This is a genomic window from Paraburkholderia eburnea (assembly GCF_002917095.1).
GTDB classification, from domain to species: Bacteria; Pseudomonadota; Gammaproteobacteria; order Burkholderiales; family Burkholderiaceae; genus Paraburkholderia; species Paraburkholderia eburnea.
In genome coordinates this window covers 793081-816069 of the sequence record NZ_PQGA01000001.1, presented here as the reverse complement: position 1 = coordinate 816069, position 22989 = coordinate 793081, and the positions used below count along the sequence as shown (strand labels likewise).

22 protein-coding genes are annotated in these 22989 nt (G+C 65.5%); 10 read left to right on the top strand and 12 right to left on the bottom strand.

Annotation, left to right across the window (positions count from 1 at the left end):
- The first annotated feature begins 276 nt into the window (after window positions 1-276).
- Window positions 277-603 carry a DUF1840 domain-containing protein gene (locus B0G62_RS03630; RefSeq protein ID WP_103702559.1) on the top strand — a complete coding sequence of 109 codons (327 nt, stop codon included), beginning with the start codon at window positions 277-279 and terminating at the stop codon, window positions 601-603.
- Window positions 604-698: 95 nt separating this feature from the next.
- On the opposite strand, the gene B0G62_RS03625 is transcribed toward B0G62_RS03630, so the two are convergent.
- The 9 genes from B0G62_RS03625 to B0G62_RS03585 form a co-directional block, all read right to left on the bottom strand.
- Entirely contained in the window at window positions 699-914 is a 216-nt protein-coding gene (locus B0G62_RS03625) for an acid-shock protein (protein WP_103702954.1), read from the bottom strand.
- 234 nt (window positions 915-1148) lie between these two features.
- A complete protein-coding gene (gene metH / locus B0G62_RS03620; RefSeq protein ID WP_167401175.1) occupies window positions 1149-3866 on the bottom strand; it encodes a methionine synthase in 2718 nt (905 codons plus the stop codon).
- Window positions 3867-3881: 15 nt separating this feature from the next.
- Complete coding sequence (locus B0G62_RS03615; RefSeq protein ID WP_103702557.1) at window positions 3882-4556, bottom strand: DUF4276 family protein; 675 nt, start codon at window positions 4554-4556, stop codon at window positions 3882-3884.
- A complete protein-coding gene (locus B0G62_RS03610; RefSeq protein ID WP_103702556.1) occupies window positions 4556-5680 on the bottom strand; it encodes an AAA family ATPase in 1125 nt (374 codons plus the stop codon). The genes B0G62_RS03615 and B0G62_RS03610 overlap by 1 nt, the downstream gene beginning before the upstream one ends.
- Before the next feature lie 124 nt (window positions 5681-5804).
- Entirely contained in the window at window positions 5805-6872 is a 1068-nt protein-coding gene (locus B0G62_RS03605) for a homocysteine S-methyltransferase family protein (RefSeq protein WP_103702554.1), read from the bottom strand.
- Between the two features lie 267 nt (window positions 6873-7139).
- Window positions 7140-7397: a BTH_I0359 family protein gene (locus tag B0G62_RS03600; protein WP_027815766.1), complete on the bottom strand. Its 258-nt coding sequence runs from the start codon at window positions 7395-7397 to the stop codon at window positions 7140-7142.
- Between the two features lie 169 nt (window positions 7398-7566).
- Window positions 7567-8394, bottom strand: coding sequence for an alpha/beta fold hydrolase (locus tag B0G62_RS03595; RefSeq protein ID WP_103702552.1), 828 nt, complete (start codon window positions 8392-8394; stop codon window positions 7567-7569).
- A 337-nt stretch (window positions 8395-8731) separates the two neighbouring features.
- The gene (locus B0G62_RS03590) at window positions 8732-10060 is read right to left on the bottom strand and encodes a DUF3108 domain-containing protein (RefSeq protein WP_244193092.1); all 1329 of its coding nucleotides are present in this window, start codon (window positions 10058-10060) and stop codon (window positions 8732-8734) included.
- A 78-nt stretch (window positions 10061-10138) separates the two neighbouring features.
- Window positions 10139-11041, bottom strand: a complete 903-nt coding sequence (locus tag B0G62_RS03585) for an IclR family transcriptional regulator (RefSeq protein ID WP_103702548.1) — start codon at window positions 11039-11041, stop codon at window positions 10139-10141.
- A gap of 130 nt (window positions 11042-11171) precedes the next feature.
- Here B0G62_RS03585 and B0G62_RS03580 point away from each other — a divergent pair, with 130 nt between their 5' ends.
- The 6 genes from B0G62_RS03580 (at window position 11172) to rfaE2 (ending at window position 17294) form a co-directional block, all read left to right on the top strand.
- The gene (locus B0G62_RS03580) at window positions 11172-12164 is read left to right on the top strand and encodes a fumarylacetoacetate hydrolase family protein (RefSeq protein WP_103702546.1); all 993 of its coding nucleotides are present in this window, start codon (window positions 11172-11174) and stop codon (window positions 12162-12164) included.
- A gap of 111 nt (window positions 12165-12275) precedes the next feature.
- Window positions 12276-13100 (top strand): enoyl-CoA hydratase/isomerase family protein, encoded by an 825-nt coding sequence (locus tag B0G62_RS03575; RefSeq protein ID WP_103702544.1) that lies wholly within the window; start codon window positions 12276-12278, stop codon window positions 13098-13100.
- 147 nt (window positions 13101-13247) lie between these two features.
- Window positions 13248-13964, top strand: a complete 717-nt coding sequence (locus B0G62_RS03570; protein WP_103702542.1) for a PhaM family polyhydroxyalkanoate granule multifunctional regulatory protein — start codon at window positions 13248-13250, stop codon at window positions 13962-13964.
- A gap of 88 nt (window positions 13965-14052) precedes the next feature.
- Complete coding sequence (locus tag B0G62_RS03565; RefSeq protein WP_103702540.1) at window positions 14053-15264, top strand: patatin-like phospholipase family protein; 1212 nt, start codon at window positions 14053-14055, stop codon at window positions 15262-15264.
- Window positions 15265-15804: 540 nt separating this feature from the next.
- On the top strand, window positions 15805-16671 hold the full coding sequence (locus tag B0G62_RS03560) for a ferritin family protein (protein WP_103702538.1): 867 nt from the start codon (window positions 15805-15807) through the stop codon (window positions 16669-16671).
- A 137-nt stretch (window positions 16672-16808) separates the two neighbouring features.
- Window positions 16809-17294, top strand: a complete 486-nt coding sequence (gene rfaE2 / locus B0G62_RS03555; protein WP_103702536.1) for a D-glycero-beta-D-manno-heptose 1-phosphate adenylyltransferase — start codon at window positions 16809-16811, stop codon at window positions 17292-17294.
- Window positions 17295-17358: 64 nt separating this feature from the next.
- Here the strand turns inward: rfaE2 and B0G62_RS03550 are convergent, their stop codons facing one another.
- Genes B0G62_RS03550 through B0G62_RS03540 form a run of 3 tightly spaced genes read right to left on the bottom strand, consistent with a single transcriptional unit; the run spans window position 17359 to window position 19425 of the window.
- Entirely contained in the window at window positions 17359-17598 is a 240-nt protein-coding gene (locus tag B0G62_RS03550) for a hypothetical protein (RefSeq protein WP_103702534.1), read from the bottom strand.
- Between the two features lie 52 nt (window positions 17599-17650).
- The gene (locus tag B0G62_RS03545; protein WP_103702532.1) at window positions 17651-18511 is read right to left on the bottom strand and encodes a type III pantothenate kinase; all 861 of its coding nucleotides are present in this window, start codon (window positions 18509-18511) and stop codon (window positions 17651-17653) included.
- Window positions 18508-19425 carry a biotin--[acetyl-CoA-carboxylase] ligase gene (locus B0G62_RS03540; RefSeq protein WP_103702530.1) on the bottom strand — a complete coding sequence of 306 codons (918 nt, stop codon included), beginning with the start codon at window positions 19423-19425 and terminating at the stop codon, window positions 18508-18510. Before B0G62_RS03540 ends, B0G62_RS03545 begins: the two co-directional genes overlap by 4 nt.
- Before the next feature lie 379 nt (window positions 19426-19804).
- Here B0G62_RS03540 and B0G62_RS03535 point away from each other — a divergent pair, with 379 nt between their 5' ends.
- The 3 genes from B0G62_RS03535 to B0G62_RS03525 all read left to right on the top strand — a co-directional run bounded on the left by B0G62_RS03535 (window position 19805) and on the right by B0G62_RS03525 (window position 22915).
- Window positions 19805-20938 (top strand): MlaE family ABC transporter permease, encoded by a 1134-nt coding sequence (locus tag B0G62_RS03535; protein ID WP_103702528.1) that lies wholly within the window; start codon window positions 19805-19807, stop codon window positions 20936-20938.
- Complete coding sequence (locus B0G62_RS03530) at window positions 20935-21861, top strand: ABC transporter ATP-binding protein (protein WP_407671101.1); 927 nt, start codon at window positions 20935-20937, stop codon at window positions 21859-21861. The genes B0G62_RS03535 and B0G62_RS03530 overlap by 4 nt, the downstream gene beginning before the upstream one ends.
- Window positions 21862-21949: 88 nt before the next feature.
- The gene (locus B0G62_RS03525) at window positions 21950-22915 is read left to right on the top strand and encodes an MlaD family protein (protein ID WP_103702526.1); all 966 of its coding nucleotides are present in this window, start codon (window positions 21950-21952) and stop codon (window positions 22913-22915) included.
- The last annotated feature ends 74 nt before the right edge of the window (window positions 22916-22989 follow it).

Genomic DNA, 22989 nt, shown 5'->3' with positions numbered 1-22989 from the left:
GGTCTTTCAACCGTCCGCAGCGTGCGCCTGCAACGCGCCGTTGGGGCGTCTGCGGTGGCGCTACGGCGTGCCGGACGGGCGTGCCGCGCCCTGCGGGTAATTCCGTTCAGACGGATTTTAGCAGGTGCTAATATGTGAAATGAGAAGCCCGGCAAGCGCGGCCGCCCGGCTCCTTCAAGCATTGGGCTCACCGGATGCACGACAGCCCGCATCGGCGGCTCGTGCGAATGTTCCGGTTGCGACGCGCTTAACCTAAAAAATCAAAAGGGAACAGTCATGCTGATTACTTTCAAATGCCACGCGTCGCCCGATGTTTTGATGCTGGATAGTCTCGCTCAATATCTCCTCGGCATTATCGGCAAGCGGCTGGGCGAGCGCGGCGTCATCACGCATGAAGAACTCGACGGCGCCATCAGCAAGCTCGAATCGGCCATCGCCGTCGACAAGAAAGATCGCTCCGAGCACGAAGGCCACTTCCACGAAGGCGAGGAAGGGCGCGAGCACCACGAATTGCCGCCGGGCCTCGCCCAGCGCGCGTTTCCGTTTCTCGACATGCTGCGCGCGGCGAGGAAGGAAGACAACGACATCGTCTGGGGCGTCTGACGCACCCGGCGCCGCAGCAAGCGCATCAAAGCAAAGAGCCCGCACAATCTGCGGGCTCTTTGCTTTTGCGGCCTGATGCAACGCCGGCGTAGCGCTTACTGGCTGGCGGCGGTCGGTTCCGCCGTGTCTGCGGCCGAAGCGGCGCCCTTCTTGACCTTCTTTTTCTTCGGCTTCTTCACGTGCTTTTCGGTGGGCGCCGAATACGACGACACCGCGCTCGACTCGTGCGGCGCTGCGGCCGGCTGCGCGAACGACGGCTGCGCGAGAGCGGCGACGCCGAAGGCGGTCAACATCAACATCAGCTTCTTCATACGATTGTTCTCCGTCGAGGTTGCTTCGATCTGGTTTTTTAAGGACTTGCTGATGAGCGAGCCGGCGCGGCGCCGGGCGATGCCTGCCGCGTTTGGCCGTGGGTGATGCGCGGCCATCTTACAAAGCCGAAAAATTCCGTGCGCGAAATATTCAGGCTATCGCTTTGCGTATGTCGGGCCGCAGCAACGATGCGCGGCCCGAGCGCGTGACATAGCCGCGCGGCGTTAAAGCCGTTAAAGCAGCGGCGCGAGCGCGCGGCGCGCGTCGTCGGCGGAAAGCGCCATGCGCGTGGCGAAATCGGCAAGCTGATCCTGGCCGATCTTGCCGACCGAGAAATACGTGCTGTCCGGATGCGCGAGATAGAAGCCCGAGACGCTCGCCGCCGGCAGCATCGCCAGCGATTCGGTCACGCTCATGCCGATCTCGGTGGCCTGCAGCACGTCGAACATGTCGCGCTTGACGAGGTGATCCGGGCAGGCGGGATAGCCCGGCGCCGGCCGGATGCCCGCGTACCTCTCGGCGATCAACGCGTCGTTGTCGAGCGTTTCGGCGGCCGCGTAGCCCCACAGATCGCGGCGCACGCGCGCGTGCAGCGCTTCGGCGAAGGCCTCCGCGAAACGGTCGGCCAGCGCCTTGAGCATGATCGCGCTGTAGTCGTCGTGATCCTTCTCGAACTGCGCTTCCTTCACATCGACGCCGATGCCCGCCGTGACCGCGAACATGCCGATGTAGTCGGCCTTGCCCGAATCCTTCGGCGCGATGAAGTCGGCCAGACAGCGGTTCGGGCGCATCACGCCGTCGACCACCGGACGCACCGACTGCTGACGCAGATTGCGCCAGGTCATCGCGACTTCCGTGCGCGATTCGTCGGTGTAGATCTCGATGTCGTCGTCGTTGACGGTGTTGGCGGGCAACAGCGAAATCACGCCGTTGGCCTGCAGCCAGCGGCCCTGGATCAGGCGCGAGAGCATCGACTTGGCGTCGGAGAACACCTTGCGCGCCGATTCGCCGACGATCTCGTCGTTGAGAATCTGCGGATACGGGCCCGCGAGATCCCACGTCTGGAAGAACGGGCCCCAGTCGATGTACTGCGCGAGGTCGTTCAGATCGTAGTTCCTGAACACGCGGCGGCCGATGAACTTCGGCTTCACCGGCTCGAAACCGCTCCAGTCGATCTTCGTCTTGTTGGCGCGCGCTTCTTCGAGCGTCACCATCGGCTGCGCCTTCTTGTTGGCGTGCTGGTCGCGGATGCGCTCGTAATCGCTCTTGAGTTCGTCGATGTACTTCGTCGCGCCTTCGTCGGACAAGAGGCTGGACGCCACCGACACCGAACGCGACGCGTCCGGCACATACACCACCGGGCCTTCGTAGTTCGGCGCGATCTTCACGGCCGTGTGCACGCGCGAGGTGGTCGCGCCGCCGATCAAGAGCGGAATCTTCTTCACGCGGAAGTAGTCGTCGCGCTGCATTTCGGAGGCCACATAGGCCATCTCTTCGAGCGACGGCGTAATCAGCCCCGACAGGCCGATGATGTCCGCGCCCTCGACCTTTGCCTTGGCGAGGATCTCGTTGCACGGGACCATCACGCCCATGTTGACGACTTCGAAGTTATTGCACTGGAGCACGACCGACACGATGTTCTTGCCGATGTCGTGCACGTCGCCCTTCACCGTCGCAATGACGATCTTGCCTTTCGCGCGCACGTCGGCGCCCGATTCGGCGAGCAGGCGCTTTTCTTCCTCGATGAACGGAATCAGGTGGGCCACGGCCTGCTTCATCACGCGCGCCGACTTCACCACCTGCGGCAGGAACATCTTGCCCTGCCCGAACAGGTCGCCGACGACGTTCATGCCGTCCATCAGCGGGCCTTCGATTACGTTGATCGGGCGGCCGCCGCCGCCCATGATCTTCGCGCGCGCTTCTTCGGTGTCTTCGACGATGAAGTTGGTGATGCCGTGCACGAGCGCGTGCGCCAGACGCTTTTCGACGTCCTGATTGCGCCACTCCAGGTTCTCTTCCTTCTTCGCCGCGCCGGTCTTGAACTTGTCGGCGATTTCGAGCAGACGGTCGGTCGCGTCGTCGCGGCGGTTGAGCACCACGTCTTCCACGCGCTCGCGCAGTTCCGCGTCGAGATCGGCGTACACGCCCAACTGCCCCGCGTTGACGATGCCCATGTCCATGCCCGCCTGAATGGCGTGGTAGAGGAACACGGTATGGATCGCCTCGCGCACCGGATCATTGCCGCGGAACGAGAACGACACGTTCGACACGCCGCCGCTGATCTTCGCGTGCGGCAGGTTCTGTTTGATCCAGCGCGTGGCCTCGATGAAGTCCACCGCGTAGTTGTTGTGCTCCTCGATGCCCGTGGCGACCGCGAAGATGTTCGGGTCGAAGATGATGTCCTCGGGCGCAAAGCCTACCTCGTTCACGAGCACGTCATACGAGCGCTTGCAGATTTCGGTTTTGCGCTCGAAGGTGTCCGCCTGGCCTTTCTCGTCGAAGGCCATCACGACAGCGGCCGCGCCGTAGCGCCGGATCAGCTTCGCGTGATGGATGAACGGCTCGCGGCCTTCCTTGAGCGAGATCGAGTTGACGATGGCCTTGCCCTGCACGCACTGCAGCCCTGCCTCGATCACGTCCCACTTCGACGAGTCGATCATGATCGGCACGCGCGCGATGTCGGGTTCCGAGGCGATCAGATTCATGAAGCGCACCATCGCCGCCTTCGAATCGAGCATCGCCTCGTCCATGTTGATGTCGATGATCTGCGCGCCGTTCTCGACCTGCTGGCGCGCGACCGCGAGCGCCTCGTCGAACTGGCCGTTGAGGATCATGCGCGCGAACGCCTTCGAGCCGGTCACGTTGGTGCGCTCGCCGACGTTGATGAAGAGCGTGCCTTCGTTGACGTTGAAGGGTTCGAGGCCGGAAAGGCGCAGGGTATGGTCAGTCATGGTCGTGAAGGTGCGTCAAAGGGGTTGCAGGGCGGTCAGCTTGTCGAACCATTGGCCGAAGTGTGGACAGGCCGCACGAATGGCGGGAAGTCCGATTCGCCTGGCGATGACCGGGCCGTGCGTCTTCTTTTTGTACGGTGGGTTAAGCAAACTCGTCAAACGTTTCGATGGTGCGGTGACTGGCGAATCGTTGATGTGCTCGGGAGTTTCATAACGGCTGCGAATATCTTCGAGTGCGCGATCGTGCCGCGTCCACAGTGGATTCGCCTCACAGATCTTGCGAACGTCTGTAAACAACAGCGCTTCAAATTCATGAGGCTGCACATGCGGGATGAAGCGCTCGCGCCGGCAGCCGGTGTGGGACACGATGTCATCTGACAGGCGCCGTTCGATACGCGCGGCCCGCGTCGCCGGGTCTTGATGTCTGGATTCGACGAATTCCGGAAATGTCGGCCCGAGCGCATAAAGGTCGAACAACGTACTCACGTAGGTGTCGCCGCGCTGCGCGAGTATTTCCCTGAGGTTCAGCCTCACCCGGTCGAGGTTGAGCGCTCCGCCGCGGCCTGTCCGCGAGGTCTTGACCGGCTGCGCATGAGCGAATATGCCTCGCGCCCCGAGTTCGGGCGCCAGGACTTCGCGGACGAATACTTCCTCGGTTTGCCCTTCGCCGAGAATGACGAGATCCACCATTACGCGGGCCTCCCGCCAAGTACGTTCATTTCCCACAGTTCGCCGAGCGAATAGCTGTCCAGCCAGGAACCCAGTTCTGCTTCGCTCAAACGCCGGAACCGGGATGCATGGTCGATGCGATCCACGACTATCACGTCCTCGGGCTGGAGAGCGCTCAACAATTCGACGGATTGGGTCGCGACGATCAATTGTGTCTGTTCGGCGGCGAGTTCGAGCAAATCGGCAAGAATGTTGATCGCGAATGGATGTAGCCCGAGCTCCGGCTCGTCGAGCAGGATGACAGGTGGCATCAGCGCGACGGGTTGCTGGAGCAATGTCGCCAGGCAGATGAAACGCAGCGTACCGTCGGACAACACGTGCGCCTTGAACGGGGTGTCCGGATTACCCTTTTCGAGCCATTCGAGTTCGACGGTTTCGGGACAGTCTTCACGGTAAACAAAGTCTTCAAAGAACGGCGCAATCAACTGGATCGAGTCGACGATCATCCGGTAGTGACCTTTGTGCTGTTCGCGCAGCATGCGCAGGAATGGCGCAAGGTTGGATGCGTCGCTTTTCAGGCGCAGATTGTCGTTTGTCGGGTGGACCTGTTTGACTTTCGCCGATTCACTGGTGTCGTGGAAGTGATAGACGCGCAGGCGATCGATAGGCGGAAGCTGATCGATCAGGTATTCATGCGCGGCTGGGTCGATCGCCAGTCCGGCACTTCGCCACCTGTTCAGCAATTCGTCGGGGTTCGCAAGCCACGATTCTTCACTCGCGCGATTGCGCAGGCTTGTGCTCTCGCCGTAGCCAACGCTTTCTTCGTCGAAGATCAGCCGGTTATCCGACGTGGGATCGAGCTTGAAGAAATAGCTGCCTGCATGGCCCGCGAAGTTCAGCGCGCCTTCCATGTGCGATGTGCGCTTTCGCCCGTAATGCAGCAGCGCGTCCGGGCCGCCCTGTTTGGCGACATATAGCTGAAAGCGCTGTTGCGACATCTCGGCCAACATCCGGAAAAAGCCGATGAAGTTCGATTTTCCCGAGCCATTGGCCCCGATGAGCACGTTCAGATTGCGCAACTCGAACTCGCGCAGTTCGCGTATGGATTTGTATCCAGCGATCGTGAGTTTCGAGATGGCAAGCATGGTCAGTTTCCCTTGCACGGCGCGTAACACAAGTGTTCTCCACTAGCATGGTCACGCGCCCATTGTGTCTCCTGGCCGAACCTTTATCGCTTGGCCAGATGGCCAACGATGCAGGCTCGCCAGGTCACGCCGCGTCGCGATACTGTCCCGGCCAGCGGCGCGGCTTGATCGTTTCGAGCGCCTTGGCGATGGCGGCGATGTGCTCGGGCGTCGTGCCGCAGCAGCCGCCCGCCACGTTCACGAGGCCGGCGCTCGCGAATTCCTTGAGCAGCGCCGAGGTATCGGCGGGCGTTTCGTCGAAGCCGGTGTCGCTCATCGGGTTCGGCAGGCCCGCGTTCGGGTAGCACGAGACGTAGGTATCGCAGAGCTTGGCGAGTTCGGCGATGTACGGGCGCATCAGCGCCGCGCCCAGCGCGCAGTTCAGGCCGAACGTGAGCGGCTTCGCGTGGCGCAGCGAATTCCAGAAGGCCTCGACGGTCTGGCCCGAGAGAATGCGGCCCGAGGCGTCGGTGACCGTGCCCGAGATCATGATCGGCAGGTTCTCGCCGGTATCCTCGAACAGCTGGTCGAGCGCGAACAGCGCGGCCTTGGCGTTGAGCGTGTCGAAGATCGTCTCGACGAGGAACAGGTCGCAGCCGCCGTCCATCAGCGCCTTGGCCTGCTCGTAATAGGCGCGGCGCAGTTCCTCGAAGGTGACGTTGCGCGCGCCCGGATCGTTCACGTCCGGCGAGATGCTCGCGGTCTTCGGCGTCGGGCCGATCGCGCCGGCCGCGAAGCGCGGCTTGTCCGGCGTCGAGTATTTGTCGCACGCGGCGCGCGCGAGCTTTGCCGATTCGATGTTCATCTCGACGGCAAGCTCGCCCATGCCGTAGTCGTCCTGGGCCACCGTGGTCGCGCCGAACGTATTGGTCTCGATGATGTCGGCGCCCGCGGCCAGATACTGCTCGTGGATCTCGCTGATGATCTGCGGCTGCGTGAGCGAGAGCAGTTCGTTATTGCCCTTGATGTCGCGCCCGTAGTCCTTGAAGCGCTCGCCCCGATAGGCGGCTTCGTCGAGCTTGTAGCGCTGGATCATGGTCCCCATCGCACCGTCGAGGATCACGATGCGCGAGGCAAGCAGCGCGGGCAGCGAGGCTGCGCGCGTGTACGGCGTGGCGCGAGGAGGCGTAGCGTGTTCGGCGGGCTGGTTCATGGGTGGCGGGCGCGCGTGAGCGCCGGTCGAGCTGGGAAACCCAATATTGTATCCGCAGCCGGGTTGCGCCGCTGGCGCGGGCGCGGCCGTTGCGCCCCGGCGCAACATCCGGTGCGGCCAAAAGAAAGCCCCGCTCGGCGCGTGGCCTCACGGGGCTTTCTGCGGGGATTTCCTTCAGCGGGCGCCGCCATGGATCCGGCGGAGCGGCTTTACTGCAATTTCACTGCATGAGCGTGGGAGCCGTCATGCTGCGCGGGCCGCCACGTGTCAGTGCAGCACGACGGGTTGCTGCATGAGACTGTCGAACTGTCCGAGGAATTCGTCCACCTCGTCGAGCGACTGATCCTCGTCCATCAGCTTTTGCACGTCTTCGCGAAAACGTGCCGCCATCACGCCGTCGATAAACAACTCGCGGCGCGCATTTTTGTCGACGATTTCATAGCCGCCCGAGCGCATGGCGACGTGACCGTCCTGCGGGGGAAACTCGACAACGCAATAGTTCGGACTGTTGTAGATCATCTGCATGGCGACACTCCTTTTTCCTGTGCTCCCTCACTGCTTATGTCGATACATGGAGCGTTCGATCTGGAATTCAAGGGGTGGGTCCCGCATCACCTCTTTTCGGACTGCTCTCCCTCTACTTCCCATCTTTGATGCCTGCTTCCCGGAAACTTCCCGGAAACGATCGATAGAACTACGGATGCAACTCCTGGGCCTGCTGGCGTAAAAACGTTTCGAGCAACGCCGCGAAGCCATGCGAGTCTTCTACCGGGGCCAGATGCGCCGCATCGACGATTTCGAAACGCGCATCGGGAATCGCATGGGCGAGCGCCTCGGTGAGCGCGGGCGGCGTGCCGCTATCGTGGCGTCCCGCGACGGCGAGCGTGGGCACGCGCAATTGCGCGAGTCGTTCGTGAACGTCGAAGTCGCGCAGGGCTTCGCAGGCGCGCGCGTAGCCTTCTGAAGGTGTCCGTAATAAAACGTCACAGATGCGTGCGACGGTATCGCGATGGGTGCGGCGGAAGTCTGGCGTGAACCAGCGCGCCATCGTCACGTCGGCCAGTGCGCCCAGGCCTTCGCGGCGCACGAGCGCGGCGCGTTCGTTCCAGGTTTCGCGCGCGTCGGGCGAGGTGCGGCTCGCGGTGTCGCAAAGCGTGAGCGAAAGCACGCGCGAGCGCGAAGGGTGAGCCGATGCGCCCGCATGATCCAGCGCGAACTGCTGCGCGATCATGCCGCCCATCGACATGCCGACGAGATGCGTCTTCTCGATGTCTTTCGCGTCGAGCAGGGCGGTGAGATCGGCGGAAAGTTCCTTGAAGCCGAAGGCGGTATTCGATACGGCGCTCGCGCCGTGACCGCGCACGTCGTAGCGCAATACGCGAAAACGATGCCGGAAATGACCCGCGAGCGTGTCCCACACGGAGAGGTCGCCGCCCAGCTGATGAATGAAGGTTAGCGCCGGACCGCCGCTGCGGTCTTCGAAGACGTAGCGCGTATCGATGCCATTGACAGTCGCTTGCATGCGTTCCTCCTTGGCCGGTGCGGTCGGGAGTCAGGCTGGTTGCGAGGTACTGCGTGGACGTCGTACGGCTTTTCGCAAGCCGCGCGCCTGAAAGGCACAAAGGGGTGATTCGCGTGGCCGGATGCGCCGGTGCAGCGCGCGGATCGAGCCTCCCTTCGAACGCTTTCCTCTGTTGTTTCTTGTGCTCGTCTCGGGCCGCGCGCGCATTCGATGCAGTTCGGATGCAGGGCGCTTATATGATTTCCAGTATGCGCCATTTCGCGCGAACGTGCGGCTAGAAAGGCCGGTTTTGTGGCCTGCACGCGGATTCGTTGTGCGTGTGTGTGCGGGAGGGCGCTTAAGGGTGTAGCGGGGCGTCGGCGGGCAGCTCGGCAGGGTTCTCTGGGGCGGCCGTGGAGGGGGCCGCAGGCGCGCTTGATTCAGACGATTGGTCGGCAGGCGGCGGCGTTTGTGCCGGTGCGGAAGGAGTTGGTGCGCTTGAAGTATCCGGAGCACCCGAAACATCCGGAGCTTTGGGCACGCTCAACGCGCCGTGCCATAGCAGTTCGACTTCGGTGCCGTTCGGCTCGGTTTGCACGAGGCGCACCGGCAGCCAGCCGAGCGAGGGCGCGAGCCACACGTCGATGCGGCGCTTGTCGCCGTCGTGGCGCGGCAGTCGCATGAAGTGACGCGCGCTCACGTAGCCGCGATCCGTGCTCACGGTTTCGTCGCCGATGGTGGTGATGGGCCAGGTCTCGCCGCTGTCGTTGTCGGCGACGTAGAACTCGCGCGTGACGCCCGGTTTATAGGTGTCGGGGTCGCCGCGCACGAGGCTCGCGAGCTGCATCACCATGCTGAAGCGATCCTGTGCGCCATCGGGCAGCGCAAGCGAATTCGGCGTGCGCGTGAAGATGATCTGCTTGAGATTGCGATTGAAGACCGTGAAGTCCTCGGGCCGGTGGCCGCGCTTTTCGATGTATTGATCCGGCGCGAGTCCGAAGGCATCGACATGCCCGCGGCTCGTCCAGCTAAAAGCCCCGACAAAGGGCAGCGGAATCGACACCACCATTTCGTAGTGCTGGCCATCGCTCTTCCAGTGGATCGTGCCCGGCGCGTTGCGCGCGCCGTTGAAGAAGGTGTCGTATTCGAGTTCGCCCGACGGCGGGACCTGGAATTTGACGCCGTGCGAGGCCTGCGCCGCCTGCGCGGACGGGGTGTTGCCGTTGCCGGGCGCGGCGGCCTGGGCGGCCCCGCTCGCGCCGCCCGATGCGCTTGCGGACGACGCCGAGGCATCGGACGCGACGGGGCTCGACGCAGCGTCTTCAGGCGCGGCGGCAGTCTTGGGATGCGCTTCGGGCAGCGCGAGCGCCTGGAGCGTGTGCGGCGGGCTGGGGGCCCGTTTGGAGTGAGCCGGCGGGGCAGGGTTTGGCGCGGGTTTTGCGGCAGGCGCGGCGGGTTTGGCCTGCTGCTCGATACGTTCGGGCTTGAGCAGGCGGACCTGTACGGGCACGTGCGCGGGCGTGACCGGCTGCGCCGTGTGGTGCCGCTCGAACCATTGCGCCGCGAGCCAGTGCAGCACCGTTACCAGAACGAACACGGCCACCCAGCGCCACGCGTGGGAGCGGCGGGAGAGTGTGGCGGCGTTACGGTCGGTGGCGGAGGTGGGCATCGTTCCCGGTCGGGTCATGTTGAAATGCGGGCCAGACGTTACTGTGACACGTCGGGCATATCCACTGCAGAAAGCGCGAGCGGGTCTGCAGGCCGATCAGCGCTCCGCGGGGCTGTACCCCAATTCGTACGAGAGCTTGCGCGCGCATTCGCGCAAGGCCGTGTCGACGGCGCCGTTCCAGCCGCTCTCGAATGCGCCTTCATGCCCCAGCGCGATCAGCCCCAGCGCGAGTTCGCCGCTCGCGTCGAACACCGGCGTGCAGAACGCGTGGATGGTCGGCAGCAACATGCCTTCCACGCGCGCCGCGCCGCGCTCACGCACCTCGGCGAGCGCGGCTTCGAGCGCCTCGGCGCTGCGCGGCGTCGCGCCCCACGAGTAATGCTGCGCGCTGCCCAGCTCGCGCTCGATCATCGGCGCGGTCTTGCTGCGCGGCAGATAAGCAGCGAACAGCAGGCCCGTCGCGGAGCTGAGCATCGGCATGACGTCGCCGAGCTTGAGCGACGCCTTGGCCGGATGGCTCGATTCCATCCAGTGCACCACGGTCGGCCCCTGGTTGCCCCACACGGCGATGCCCACGGTGATGTCGAGCGCGTCGCGCAATTCGGCGAGCGCGATGCGCGCAAGCTTCACGCCGTCCACGCGTGCGAGACGCGCCAGGCCCAATTGCAGCGCGAAGCCGCCCAGTTCGTAGCGGCCCGATACGGGGTCCTGCGCCACCACGCCCAGGCGCAGAAAGCTCACCAGATAGCGATGCGCCTTCGCAGGGCTCATGCCCGCGCGCTGCGCGAGGTCGCGCAGCATCATGGCGCGCGGCTCGTTGGTGAGCACGTCGAGCAGGCGAAAGCCCACCTCGATCGACTGAATGCCCGAGCGCAGCTTTTCTTCGCCGCCGTCGTTGACACTTTCTTGAGCGTCGTTGGCCTCGTCGGGATCCAGGCTTTCTTCGACGGAAGCGTCGGCGGAACGGGACGATGGGGCAGAGCGGGTAGACGGCGGCATAAAGAGCGTTCGGGAGAGCGGTTGGGTTTTGAAATTCGCGAAGTTCGGCCTGGGCGCGCTCCTTCCCTTGGGCCGCGCCGATTCACCATCGTAGAATACATTTCCTCTATCGTCATCCACGCCTCAATCCATGAAACTCGCCACGCTGAAGGACGGCACCCGCGACGGCCAACTGATCGTCGTTTCCCGCGACCTGCGCAGCGCCGCCATCGCCGATGCGATCGCGCCCACATTGCAGCGCGTGCTCGACGACTGGCGCTTCTATGCGCCGCAACTGCTCGATCTGTACGACGCGCTCAATCAGGGCCGCGCGCGCCATACCTTCAGCTTCGATGCGCGCGACTGCATGGCGCCGCTGCCGCGCGCCTATCAGTGGGCCGACGGCTCGGCTTACGTGAATCACGTCGAACTCGTGCGCCGCGCGCGCGGCGCCGACATGCCGCCCGAGTTCTGGACCGATCCGCTCATGTACCAGGGCGGCAGCGACGACTTCATCGGCCCGACCGACGACATCGTGTGCGGGTCGGAAGCGTTCGGCATCGACTTCGAGGCGGAAGTGGCCGTCATCACCGGCGACGTGCCGATGGGCGCGAACGCCGACGAAGCGCTCAAGGCCGTGCGCCTCGTCGCGCTGGCCAACGACGTGTCGCTGCGCAACCTGATTCCCGCCGAACTGGCCAAGGGCTTCGGCTTCTTCCAGAGCAAACCGGCGACGTCGTTCGCGCCGGTCGTCGTGACGCCCGATGAACTGGGCGAGCACTGGCGCGAAGGCCGCGTACATCTGCCGATGCTGGTCTACTGGAACGGCAAGAAAGTGGGCCAGCCCGACGCGGGCACGGACATGGTGTTCCACTTCGGTCAACTGATCGCGCACGCGGCGAAGACGCGCAATCTGCGTGCGGGCGCGATCGTGGGTTCAGGCACGGTGTCGAACAAGGACGCGAAGCGCGGCTATTGCTGCATCGCCGAAAAGCGCTGCCTCGAAACCATCGAGCACGGCGAGGCGAGCACGGAGTTCATGAAGTTCGGCGACAGTGTGAAGATCGAAATGCTCGACAGCGCGGGTCAGTCGATTTTCGGCGCGATCGATCAGGCCGTGGCGGCGCTGTCCGACGTGCAGTGAGCGGGTGGCGGGCGATTTATCGGCGGCATCGGCAATACGATCGGCGCAAAAGCGGCCTATAAGACAAATAGACAAATACGACAAGAAAGACAGGACACAGGAGACAGTGCCATGAACGATCCTTTTTACGCCCGCTATCACGCCCTGCGCGTGCGGCGCCACGAGCACGGCATCGTCGAGATCGTGATGAGCGGCGAGGGCGCCAACAAGAGCGGCCTCGCTACCGCCGACGCCAACATGCATCGCGAACTGGCGGAAATCTGGCGCGACGTGGACCGCGATCCGGACGCGCGCGTGGCCGTGATTCGCGGCGAGGGCAAGGGCTTTTCGGCGGGCGGCGATCTTGCGCTGGTGGAGGACATGGCCCTGCACTTCGACGTGCGCGCGCGCGTCTGGCGCGAGGCGCGCGACCTCGTCTACAACGTCATCAACTGCAGCAAGCCGATTGTTTCCGCGATGCATGGCCCGGCCGTGGGCGCGGGCCTGGTCGCGGGTCTGCTTGCCGATATCTCGATCGCCGCGAAGACCGCGCGCATCATCGACGGGCACACGCGCCTGGGCGTCGCGGCGGGCGATCATGCGGCGATCGTCTGGCCGTTGCTGTGCGGCATGGCGAAAGCGAAGTACTACCTGCTGCTCTGCGAACCCGTGAGCGGCGAGGAGGCGGAGCGCATCGGCCTCGTGTCGCTGGCCGTCGATGAAACCGATCTGCTGCCGAAGGCATTCGAGGTGGCGAAGCGTCTCGCGAGCGGCTCGCAGACGGCGCTGCGCTGGACCAAGTACGCGCTCAACAACTGGCTGCGCCAGGCGGGGCCGAATTTCGATACGTCGCTGGCGCTCGAATTCATGGGTTTTTCCGGGCCCGACGTGCGTGAAGGTGTGCAGTCGCTGCGCGAGCGGCGCGCGCCGGAGTTTCCGGGCGGCGATCCGTTCTGAACGCTGAATGCGCTTGCAGCAAATGCAGCGCAAATGAAGCACATGAGGCAGAACGCGCGTGAAGCGTGGGATCGCGCGGTATGATCGAAACGAGGCGTGCGTACGCCGCCCCCGTCCAACACTGATTGCATTGCGAGGGAGATTGGCATGACCGATTCAGCAGGCTCCGTACCGCCGTTCCCGGGCTTTCCCGGCTTTCCGCCCGCCGAAATGCTCGACCGCATGTGGGGGATGATGCGGCTTACGCCGTTTGGCAGCGCGTTCCCCGGCAGCGAGCCGGGCGCGGCGCAGGGACTCGGGCCGTCGCTGTCGATGATGTCCGACATGATGACGCCGCTCACCAATATCGAAGAACTCGACAAGCGCGTGACCGATCTGCGCGCCGTCGAGCAGTGGCTCAAGCTCAACCTCAACATGTTGCAGTCGGCGATCCAGGCGCTCGAAGTGCAGCGCGCGACGCTTTCGACGCTGCGCGCGTTCGGCGCGTTTGCGCAGTCGCAGATGGCCCCGCCGCCCGCGCACGAGGCGGCGCGGGCAACGCATTCGACTTCTTCTGAGCGCGAAAGCGCACAGGCAGGCGATGCCGATGCGTCGGCCGATGCGCCGCCGCCGGGCTTCGACGCATCGGCATGGTGGAACCTGCTGCAATCGCAGTTCAACCAGCTTGCGCAGTTCGCGATGGCGCAGCCCGCCGCAGCGGCTCAAGCGGCGCAGGCCGCAGCCGAGGCGGCAGCCGGCGCGGGCGAGTCCGCAGCGCAAGCCAAGCCCGCGGCGAAGCGCAGCGGTGGCGCGAGCGCCGGGGCGGCGGCAGGCAAGACGACGGCTGCGCGCGGCGCGAAGAAAACGCCCGCGCGCTCGGAGTAAGGCTCGCGTGCGCCGCGTGGGCGGCGGCGCACGAAGAACAGGCAGGAACAAACCGGAACAGGCAGGAACAAGCGGGGAGGTCGGCGCCATGCGGCTGGCACTCGTGATGATGGGCGGCGGCGCGCGCGCGGCCTACCAGGCCGGCGCGCTGCTCGCCCTCGCGGAACTTGCCGCGCAGGCCGAGCCCACGCGGCGCGCGATGCCGTTCACCGTGATCTGCGGGACCTCGGCGGGCGCGATCAATGCCACCTCCATCGCGAGTCACGCCGATCAGTTCCTGACTGGCGCCCAGCGCCTTGTCGAGGTCTGGGCGCATCTGTCCGCCGATCAGGTCTATCGCACCGACTGGCCCGGCATCGCGGCAGCGGGCGCGCGCTGGCTCGGCGCGCTGGCGTTCGGCTGGGCCACCTTCGGCATGACGGCGCGCCGCACGCCCCGCACGCTGTTCGACAACGCGCCGCTCGCGCACTTCCTTGCTCGCACGCTCGACTTTCACCGCATCGAGCAGATGCTCGACCGGCGCGTGCTGCACGCGCTCGCGGTGAGCGCGCTCAGCTATTCGTCCGGACGCCATCTCACTTTCTACCAGGCAAGCGAGCCGATCCGCGCGTGGCGCCGCGCGCAACGCACGGCACGCATGGTCGAACTCACGCCCGCGCATCTGCTGGCTTCGGCGGCGATTCCCTATGTGTTCCCCGCCGTGCGCCTCGAACTCGACGGTCATCACGAGTATTTCGGCGATGGCTCGATCCGGCAGATCGCGCCGCTTTCTCCGGCGATCCACTTCGGCGCCGAGCGCATCGTCGTGATCGGCGCCAGTGCGAGCGCGCCCGAAGTGGCGCATACCGATATCGACGCCTATCCGACGCTCGCGCAAGTGGGCCAGCAGGTGCTCGCGAGCGTGTTCCTCGACGCGCTGGGCGCCGACATCGAGCGCGTCGAGCACGTCAACCGCATGGTGCGGCACCTGCCGCACACGGTCGAACCGGAAAGCGGCTGGCGGCACGTCGACGTGCTGGCGATCGGCCCGAGCGAGCGCGTCGAACTGATCGCGGCACGCCATCTCGGGCAACTGCCGCTTTCGGTGCGGATGCTGCTGGGCGCGGTGGGCGGCAATCGCGCATCGGGCGCGGCATTTGCGAGCTATCTGTTATTCGAGCGCGCCTTCACGGGGGATCTGATCGAACTCGGTTATCGCGACACGCTAGCAAAAAGCGACACCCTTTTGACTTGGTTCAAAGAGCCGTCAGAGATGCGCGCGGGCGTGGCGCTGGGCCACCCGCAGGCGCCCCGGAACTGAAAGATCGCCGTGCTATCATCGTGTAAGGTTTATCCGACCGTCTCGTGGGCGTCAGGTTGTATTTGCGCATGCCGACCGACTCCCGAGGCGTTCCCCGTCTGCTTGCGGTCAAAGAGAGCCCGCGCGTGCGCTTACGCCGCGGCGGCCGACAGCAGCAGTCGAAAGAGGCGGGGGCGGCGAGGGTGCCGTGCCGCGACAATGTGTCGCGGCATGTGCGGGCGCCCCTCGCCGGGCAGTCCGTCAGGTCCGCCGCGTGCCACGCGGGCGGGGCGGTCAGACGGCGCGGGCGGCTCCCCGCGGATTTCAGGCAGCCGGGTTCCAGGCATGGTTGCAGCGACCCAGAACTCACCACGGCGCCTTCCATTCCGGCATGGCGGATTGCTGCTCGACAGGAAGTAATCTGTTTAGCGCCTGTGCAATTGCGTCCAGAGGGCCGGTTACCGCGTAAAATTAAATGCTTTTCGCCTGCCGGCCGCGTGAGGACACGCCGCCGCGGGCAGCACGCTACGAAGTTGTCATGCGCAGAACAGGGGCGGGACTATGAACACGATGCTTTATCCGGAACTTTACAAATCGCTCGAATCGGTCCGTTGGGACATGGAGAAGGATATTCCCTGGGACAAGTTCGACGGCTCGCTCCTGACCGACGAGCAGGCCGCGACCATCAAGATGAACGCGATCACCGAATGGTCGGCGCTGCCGGCCACGGAAATGTTCCTGCGCGACAACCATCATGACAGCGACTTTTCCGCCTTCATGAGCGTCTGGTTCTTCGAGGAACAGAAGCACTCGCTCGTGCTGATGGAGTACCTGCGCCGCTTCAAGCCGGAAATGGTGCCGACCGAAGAAGAACTGCACGCCGTGCGCTTCACGTTCGACCCGGCGCCGCCGCTCGAAACGCTGATGCTGCACTTCTGCGGCGAGATCCGCCTGAACCACTGGTATCGCCGTGCCGCCGAATGGCACACGGAGCCGGTCATCAAGGCCATCTACGAAACCATCTCGCGCGACGAAGCCCGTCATGGCGGCGCTTACCTGCGCTACATGAAGAAGGCGCTCAACAACGCCGGCGACGTGGCGCGCGCGGCATTCGCGAAGATCGGTGTCCTGATGGCTTCGGCGCGCCGTACCGAAAAGCCGCTGCATCCGACCAACCTGCACGTCAACCAGTCGCTGTTCCCGCGCGATACCATCCAGTCGCGCCTGCCGGACCCGGAATGGCTTGAGCGCTGGCTCGACGAGCAGATCCGCTTCGACGACGGCTGGGAGAAGAAGGTTGTCGAGCGTATCCTGCACAACCTGTCGATCCTGTTCGAGCGCACCTTCAGCACGGCGCAGGAACTGAACCGCTACCGCAAGGAAGTGGTGCTGCGTCTGCAGGCCGAACAGGGCGCGCAGCCGGCTTAAGTGCCGGCATGATCGCCACGCGCGTCCACGGCGGCGCGCGGCAGAATACCCACGAAGCTACCCGCAAAACGGCCCGGCACGCGCAAGCGTCCGGGCCGTTTTGCCGATCCGATTCACCTCTATCCGAGTCTCATCCGATGCCCGCATCCTTCGAACGCAAGATCACGACCCGCGACGCGCTCGCGCAACTGCGCGCCTCGCTGCCGGGTCCGGTGGTGTTCACCAATGGCGTCTTCGACATCCTGCATCGCGGCCACGTCACCTATCTCGCCGATGCAAAGGCGCTGGGCGCGACGCTCGTTGTCGGTGTGAACAGCGATGCGTCGGTGAAGATGCTTGGCAAGGGCGACGATCGTCCCATCAACAACGAGAACGACCGCATGGCGCTGCTGGCGGCGCTGGAAAGCGTGGACTGGGTAGTGCAGTTCACGGAGCGCACGCCGATCGAGCTGATCGAGGCCGTGCGTCCGGACATTCTGGTGAAGGGCGGCGACTACGACATGGACGCGCTGCCCGAGTCGGCGCTGGTGCGCGGCTGGGGCGGCAAGGCATTGGCGATCGCGTTCGAGCACGACCGCTCGACCACGAAGCTGCTGCAGAAGGTGCGCGCGCAACAGGACTGAGCGCGGGATTCACTGCCCGAACCGGCGCGCGTCCAGGCGCGCACCCGGGTTTTATCGCAGACGCTTACTGCGTGAGCGTGGTCGACTGGATGGCCGGGTCCGCGACCGGGCCGCCCACGATGGGCACGTCCGCCGATTCGGACGGCTTGATGGCCCGCACGATCAGGCCTTCTGGATGGATCTGGCGGCTCAGTTGTTTGCGATCGAGCGTGCCCGACGCGGGCAGCGGCCCGAACAGGCCGCGAATCGCCCCGAGGGCGAACAGATTGGCGAGAATCAGAATGGCGATCAGGCCGCGCAGCATCGTATGAAGCTCCGTCGATATCGTTATTGAGAGCGAGCGTGCCTTGGTACGCTCAGGATTGCATTGCGATTAGCGCCAGGCCCGCGAGGACCAGCGCATCGTGGCGAGTATGCGGCACCTTGAGCGCCGCTGTCGCTTCAGTGGCGGCTCCGCCGCTCACCACCAGCCGCACCGGCATTTTCCACGCATCCTGCAGATCGGCCCAGGCACGCTCGACGAGGCCCGCCTGGGCGAGCGCGCAGCCCGCCGCAATCGAGCGCTTCGTGTCGGTCGCGAAGAGCGGTGCGGTCTCGCTGCCGTGCGCGCCTTGCTGACGTTGCGCGGCGTCACCCAGCCCAGGCGCATTATGCGCGTCGAGCACGGGCAACTGCGCGGTGTGTTCGCCGAGCGAGCGCATCATCAGCGTCCAGCCCGGCGCGATCAGACCGCCGATGAAGGTGCCGTCGGCGCGCAGCGCTTCGAGCGTGGTCGCCGTGCCGAAAGTCGCGATCAACAGCGGTTCGCCGGGAAACGCCGCGCGCGCGCCGATCATGCCGGCCCAGCGGTCGCTGCCGAGCGCCTCGGGCGTCGTGTAGCCGTTGGTGACGCCGCATTGCTGTTGCGCCGAGCGGATCACCGTGCGCGCGAGGCCCGGCCAGTGGGCGTCGAGCGCGGCGTCGATACGCTGCGCGACGGCCGCGCCCGCCACGTTCGAGATCCACGCGCCGCCAGGCGTCGGCAGCGCCGCCCAATCCGCGAAATCGCGTGTTTCCGTGCTTGCCTGCGCGTGGGGTGCATCGGCATGATTCGCCGCGCCCGCAAAGAGGCGCGCGCCGTCGGCGGCGACGAGCGCCCACTTGATCCGGCTGTTGCCGGCGTCGATCAGAAGAAGCGGAGGAGCCCCGGCGGATCCAGCGTCCCGCGCGCCACTCATGCGCCGCCGCCCGCGAGCCTCAGCGAGACGTCGCCGGTTGCGACCGACTCGCGGCCATGCGGGGTATCGACGAGCAGTTGGCCGCGCTCATCCACGCCCACGGCCACGCCGCGCATCAATTCGGCGCCCTGTTCGTAGAGCGCGATTTCGCGGCCCGCATAGGCGTGACACGCGTTCCAGCGCGCCTGGAACGGCGCGAAGCCGTTGGCGCCAAAGCGCTCCAGCGCGCCTTCGAGCGCGTTGAGTTCGGCGGCCAGCACATCGGTGAGATTGGCGCCGGGCCACACGCGCGAGAGCGCGGTGGGCGTCGTGCCGGGCACCGGCGCGGCCTGTTGCGCCGTGGCGTCGGCGTTGAGCGCCTCCACCTTCTTTGCGAGCGCGTCCGCGCCGCGCACATTCGTGCCGATGCCGATCACCACCGCCGAAGCATCCGGCGTGCTCCACGCGCTTTCCACGAGGATCCCCACCAGCTTGTCGCCTTCGAGCAGCACATCGTTCGGCCATTTCAGCGCGATCTGGCCGGGCGCGGCCACGGGCAGCGTGCGCAGGCCGTCCACCAGCGCCGAACCGATCGCGAGACTCAAGCCCGCAAGCCCCTCGAGCGGGCGCGGCAATACGCAGGCGAGCGAGAACAGCAGCGCGTCGCCGGGCTGGGCGACCCAGCTGCGGCCGCGCCGGCCACGGCCGGCGGTCTGCAGATAGGCGACCCGCACGATCGGCCGCGCGAGCGCGTCGGCGCGACGCGGCAGCGCCTTGAGGCGCGCCATCAGGTCGGCGTTGGTCGAGCCGGTTTCCTCGACGATCTCGATGGGCCAGTCATTCGCCGCTGGGCCGAACAGCGTCACCGCGCGGTCGCGGTCGATGCGCCAGTCGTCGGCGCGCGGGGTCTCGGGGGACGTGGAGGTAGCGTTCATGGTGCGTATTGTAGTGGCTCGCCTGTGCTCTGACGGAAGCATTCCGCACGCAGGCAGCGGCGCTGGGGAGGGCCGCCCGCCGGCCCGCCTGGCGGCTCAAATCTGCTTGCTTTTATGCAATTCACAGCCAATCCACAAGCAGCCAACAGGAAATCCACAGAATCATCCACAGGCGGAGATTCAGGTACACGGCGAGTGCCCGCTGACTGTCTAATCGTTCCACATCGCGCCCACAGGCTGCCAACAGGTTATCCACATCATTGCCCACAGCCCTGCGCAGGCGAGCGCGGCGGTGCGCGTCGGGTGCGCGTCTCTACCGCCGAAACAGGGCGCGTTCGCTACAATGACTGATCATCTCTCCCCGCCCGAGCGCCCCGCCTTGACTCAAGAGACACCGCCCGGCCTCGATATCGCGGCCGGCAACCAGGGAAAAATCGTGCGCCTGTCCGGCCAGTGGACTGCGCTTGCGCTCGCGCGCGACCGCGAACAGGGCGGCGCGGTGCGCCGGCTGCGCGCGCTGGCCGGCGAGCGCATCGGCCAGTGGGATCTGTCGAACGTCGAGCGCATGGATCACGTGGGCGGCCAGGCGCTCTGGCGCTTCTGGGGCCACAAGCTGCCCGCCGATCTGGTCGCGCTCTCGGACACCCAGCGCGACATCTTCGAGCGCATCGCACTGCTCGATTCGGTGCGCGAGCCAGTCGAACGCGTGGTGCACGTCGATCCCGTCACGCAGCTCGGCCTCGGCATCTTTTCGTTCTGGGATCATCTGTACGGCGGCCTGTCGATGCTCGGGCGCGTGGTGCTCGATCTGCTCTTCATCCTGCGCAGGCCCAAGGCCACGCCGTGGGTGGAGATCTCGGCGAACGTCTATAACGCAGGGGCGCGCGCGTTGCCGATCACGGCGATGGTGGCGTTCCTGATCGGCATCGTGCTGTCGTATCTGTCCGCGCAGCAGCTTCGGCTCTTCGGCGCGAACCAGTTCATCGTCAACATCCTGGGCCTCGCGGTGATCCGCGAACTGGGTCCGGTGCTGGCGGCGATTCTCGTGGCCGGGCGCTCCGGCTCGGCGATCACGGCGCAGATCGGCGTGATGCGCGTGACCGAGGAACTCGACGCCATGCGCGTGATGGGCATCTCGCACGGGCTGCGCCTGATCCTGCCGCGCGTGATCGCGCTGGGCGTGGCCATGCCGCTGCTGGTGATCTGGACCGATATCATCGCGCTGCTCGGCGGCGCGCTCGCGGCCAAGGCCGTGCTCGGCATCGACATGTCGTGGTTTATCCGTTCGCTGCCGGGCGTGGTGCCGATCGCGAATCTCTGGATCGGCCTTGGCAAGGGGGTGGCGTTCGGCATGCTGGTGGGTATCGTCGGCTGTCACTTCGGCTTTCGGATCAAGGCGAATTCGCAGAGTCTCGGCGAAGGCACGACCACCTCGGTCGTGACCTCGATCACCATCGTGATCCTCGCCGACGCCGTGTTCGCCATCCTGTTCCAGAACGTGGGGCTGTCATGAGTACGTTGGGCGCGATGAGTACGGTCAGCACGACGGGCGCGATGAGCACGCCGCTCAGGAAAGCGGTGGAAGACCTGCCGTTGCCGGCCATCGGCGAGCCGATCATCGAGGTGCGCAATCTCACCAAACGCTATGGGCGCAACATCGTCCATCAGCATCTGAACCTGGATATCCGGCGCGGCGAGATCGTCACCATCGTGGGCGGCTCCGGGTCGGGCAAGACCACGCTCGTGCGCCAGATTCTCGGGCTGGAAAAGCCGACTTCCGGCACGATCAAGATGTTCGGCGAGGACATTGCGACGATCGAGCCGGAGCGCGCGCGCCTCATGCGCACGCGCACGGGCATGCTGTTCCAGCACGGCGCGCTGTTCTCGTCGCTGTCGGTGTTCGACAACATCGCGCAGCCGGTGCGCGAGCTTGGCAAGGTGCCTGCCGATCTGCTGCGCGAAATCGTGATGCTCAAGCTGGAGATGGTGGGCCTGCCGTGCAAGCACGCCTCCAAGATGCCGGCGGCGCTGTCGGGCGGCATGGTCAAGCGCGTGGGCCTGGCGCGCGCGATCGTGCTGGAGCCGGAGCTGCTGTTTCTCGACGAACCGACGGCGGGTCTCGACCCGCGCTCGTCGGACGAAGTGGTGGAACTGATCAGCACGCTGCACCGGGCGCTGGGCCTGACGGTCGTGCTCGTCACGCACGATCTGGACGCGATGGTCGCGCTGTCCACGCGCGTGGCCGTGCTGGCCGAGCGCAAGGTGCTGGTCGCCGCGCCCGTGGAGGAGGCGGCCTGCGTGGACGATCCGTTTATCCGCGAATACTTTCTGGGCATGCGCGGACGGCGCGCGCTGCAGGCGCTGCCGCCCGAGCGCCGCGCGAAACTGCCTGCGGCGGCGCTCGCGCCGGCGTCGGTCGGCGTGAAGCCATGTTGAACATGACGGGCGTGTTGAGCGTATTGAGTGTGTTGGGGCGGGGAGCGGCCGCAGCCATCGAAATAGCCGTCAACGAGGAAATCTGACGATGGAAAACAAACCGCATGCGTTCTGGGCCGGTCTCTTCACGATCGGCCTGCTGGCGGCGATCGCGCTGGCGGTCTTCTTCTTCAGCGCCGATCATCGGGTGCGCGTGCCCTACGACCTGATCTCGCACACCAGCGTGACGGGGCTTTATCCGGACGCGGCCGTGCGCTATCGCGGCATCGACGTGGGCAAGGTGCAGTCGATCCAGTTCGACGCGAACCATCCGGGCCAGATCCGCATCCGCGTGCTGATCGACCAGAAAGCGCCGATGACGCGCTCGACCTTCGGCACGCTCGCGCTCCAGGGCGTGACGGGCATCGCCTTCGTGCAACTCGACGATAACAATCTCGATCTTTCGCCGCTGCCGTCGTCGGACAAGAACATCGCCGAGATTCCGCTGCGCCCCGGTCTGCTCGACCAACTCCAGCGACGCGGCGACGCGCTGCTGCGCAAGCTCGACAATATCGCCAGCGACGTCGATCAGATGCTCAGCGAAGACAACCGCAAGCAGGTGATGGCGACCGTCGCGACCCTGCAGCAGGCCGCGAGCAGCGTGAACGTGCTCGCGCAGCAACTGCAGCCGACGACGCAGCGCCTGCCGGGCGCGGTCGCCGATCTGCAGAAGACGCTGCAATCGACCAACCAGCTCATCACCATGGTGAATCGCCCGGACGGCCCGTTCCAGGTCAACCTGAACAAGGCCGGCACGGCGGCGCAGCAGACGGGGCAGGCGCTGGCGTCGATCAACGAGTCGATTCAGGAGCTTTCCGCGCGCGTGGGCTACGACACGCTGCCGCGCGTCGATTCGCTGACCGACGATGTGCGCTCCGCGATGCGTTCGGTGGACCGTGCGGCGGGCACCTTCACGACCAGCCCGCGCAGTCTGCTGTTCGGCGGCGCGCCGCTGCCCGCGCCGGGGCCGGGCGAGCCGGGCTTTTCGTGGCCTGCGGGCGCGGCGGGAAAGTAGCCGTCGCCGGGCCGCAGCAACCCAGGCCGCAAGTCGCCATCCGCAGCACACAGCGCAGCACACAGAAGGAATCG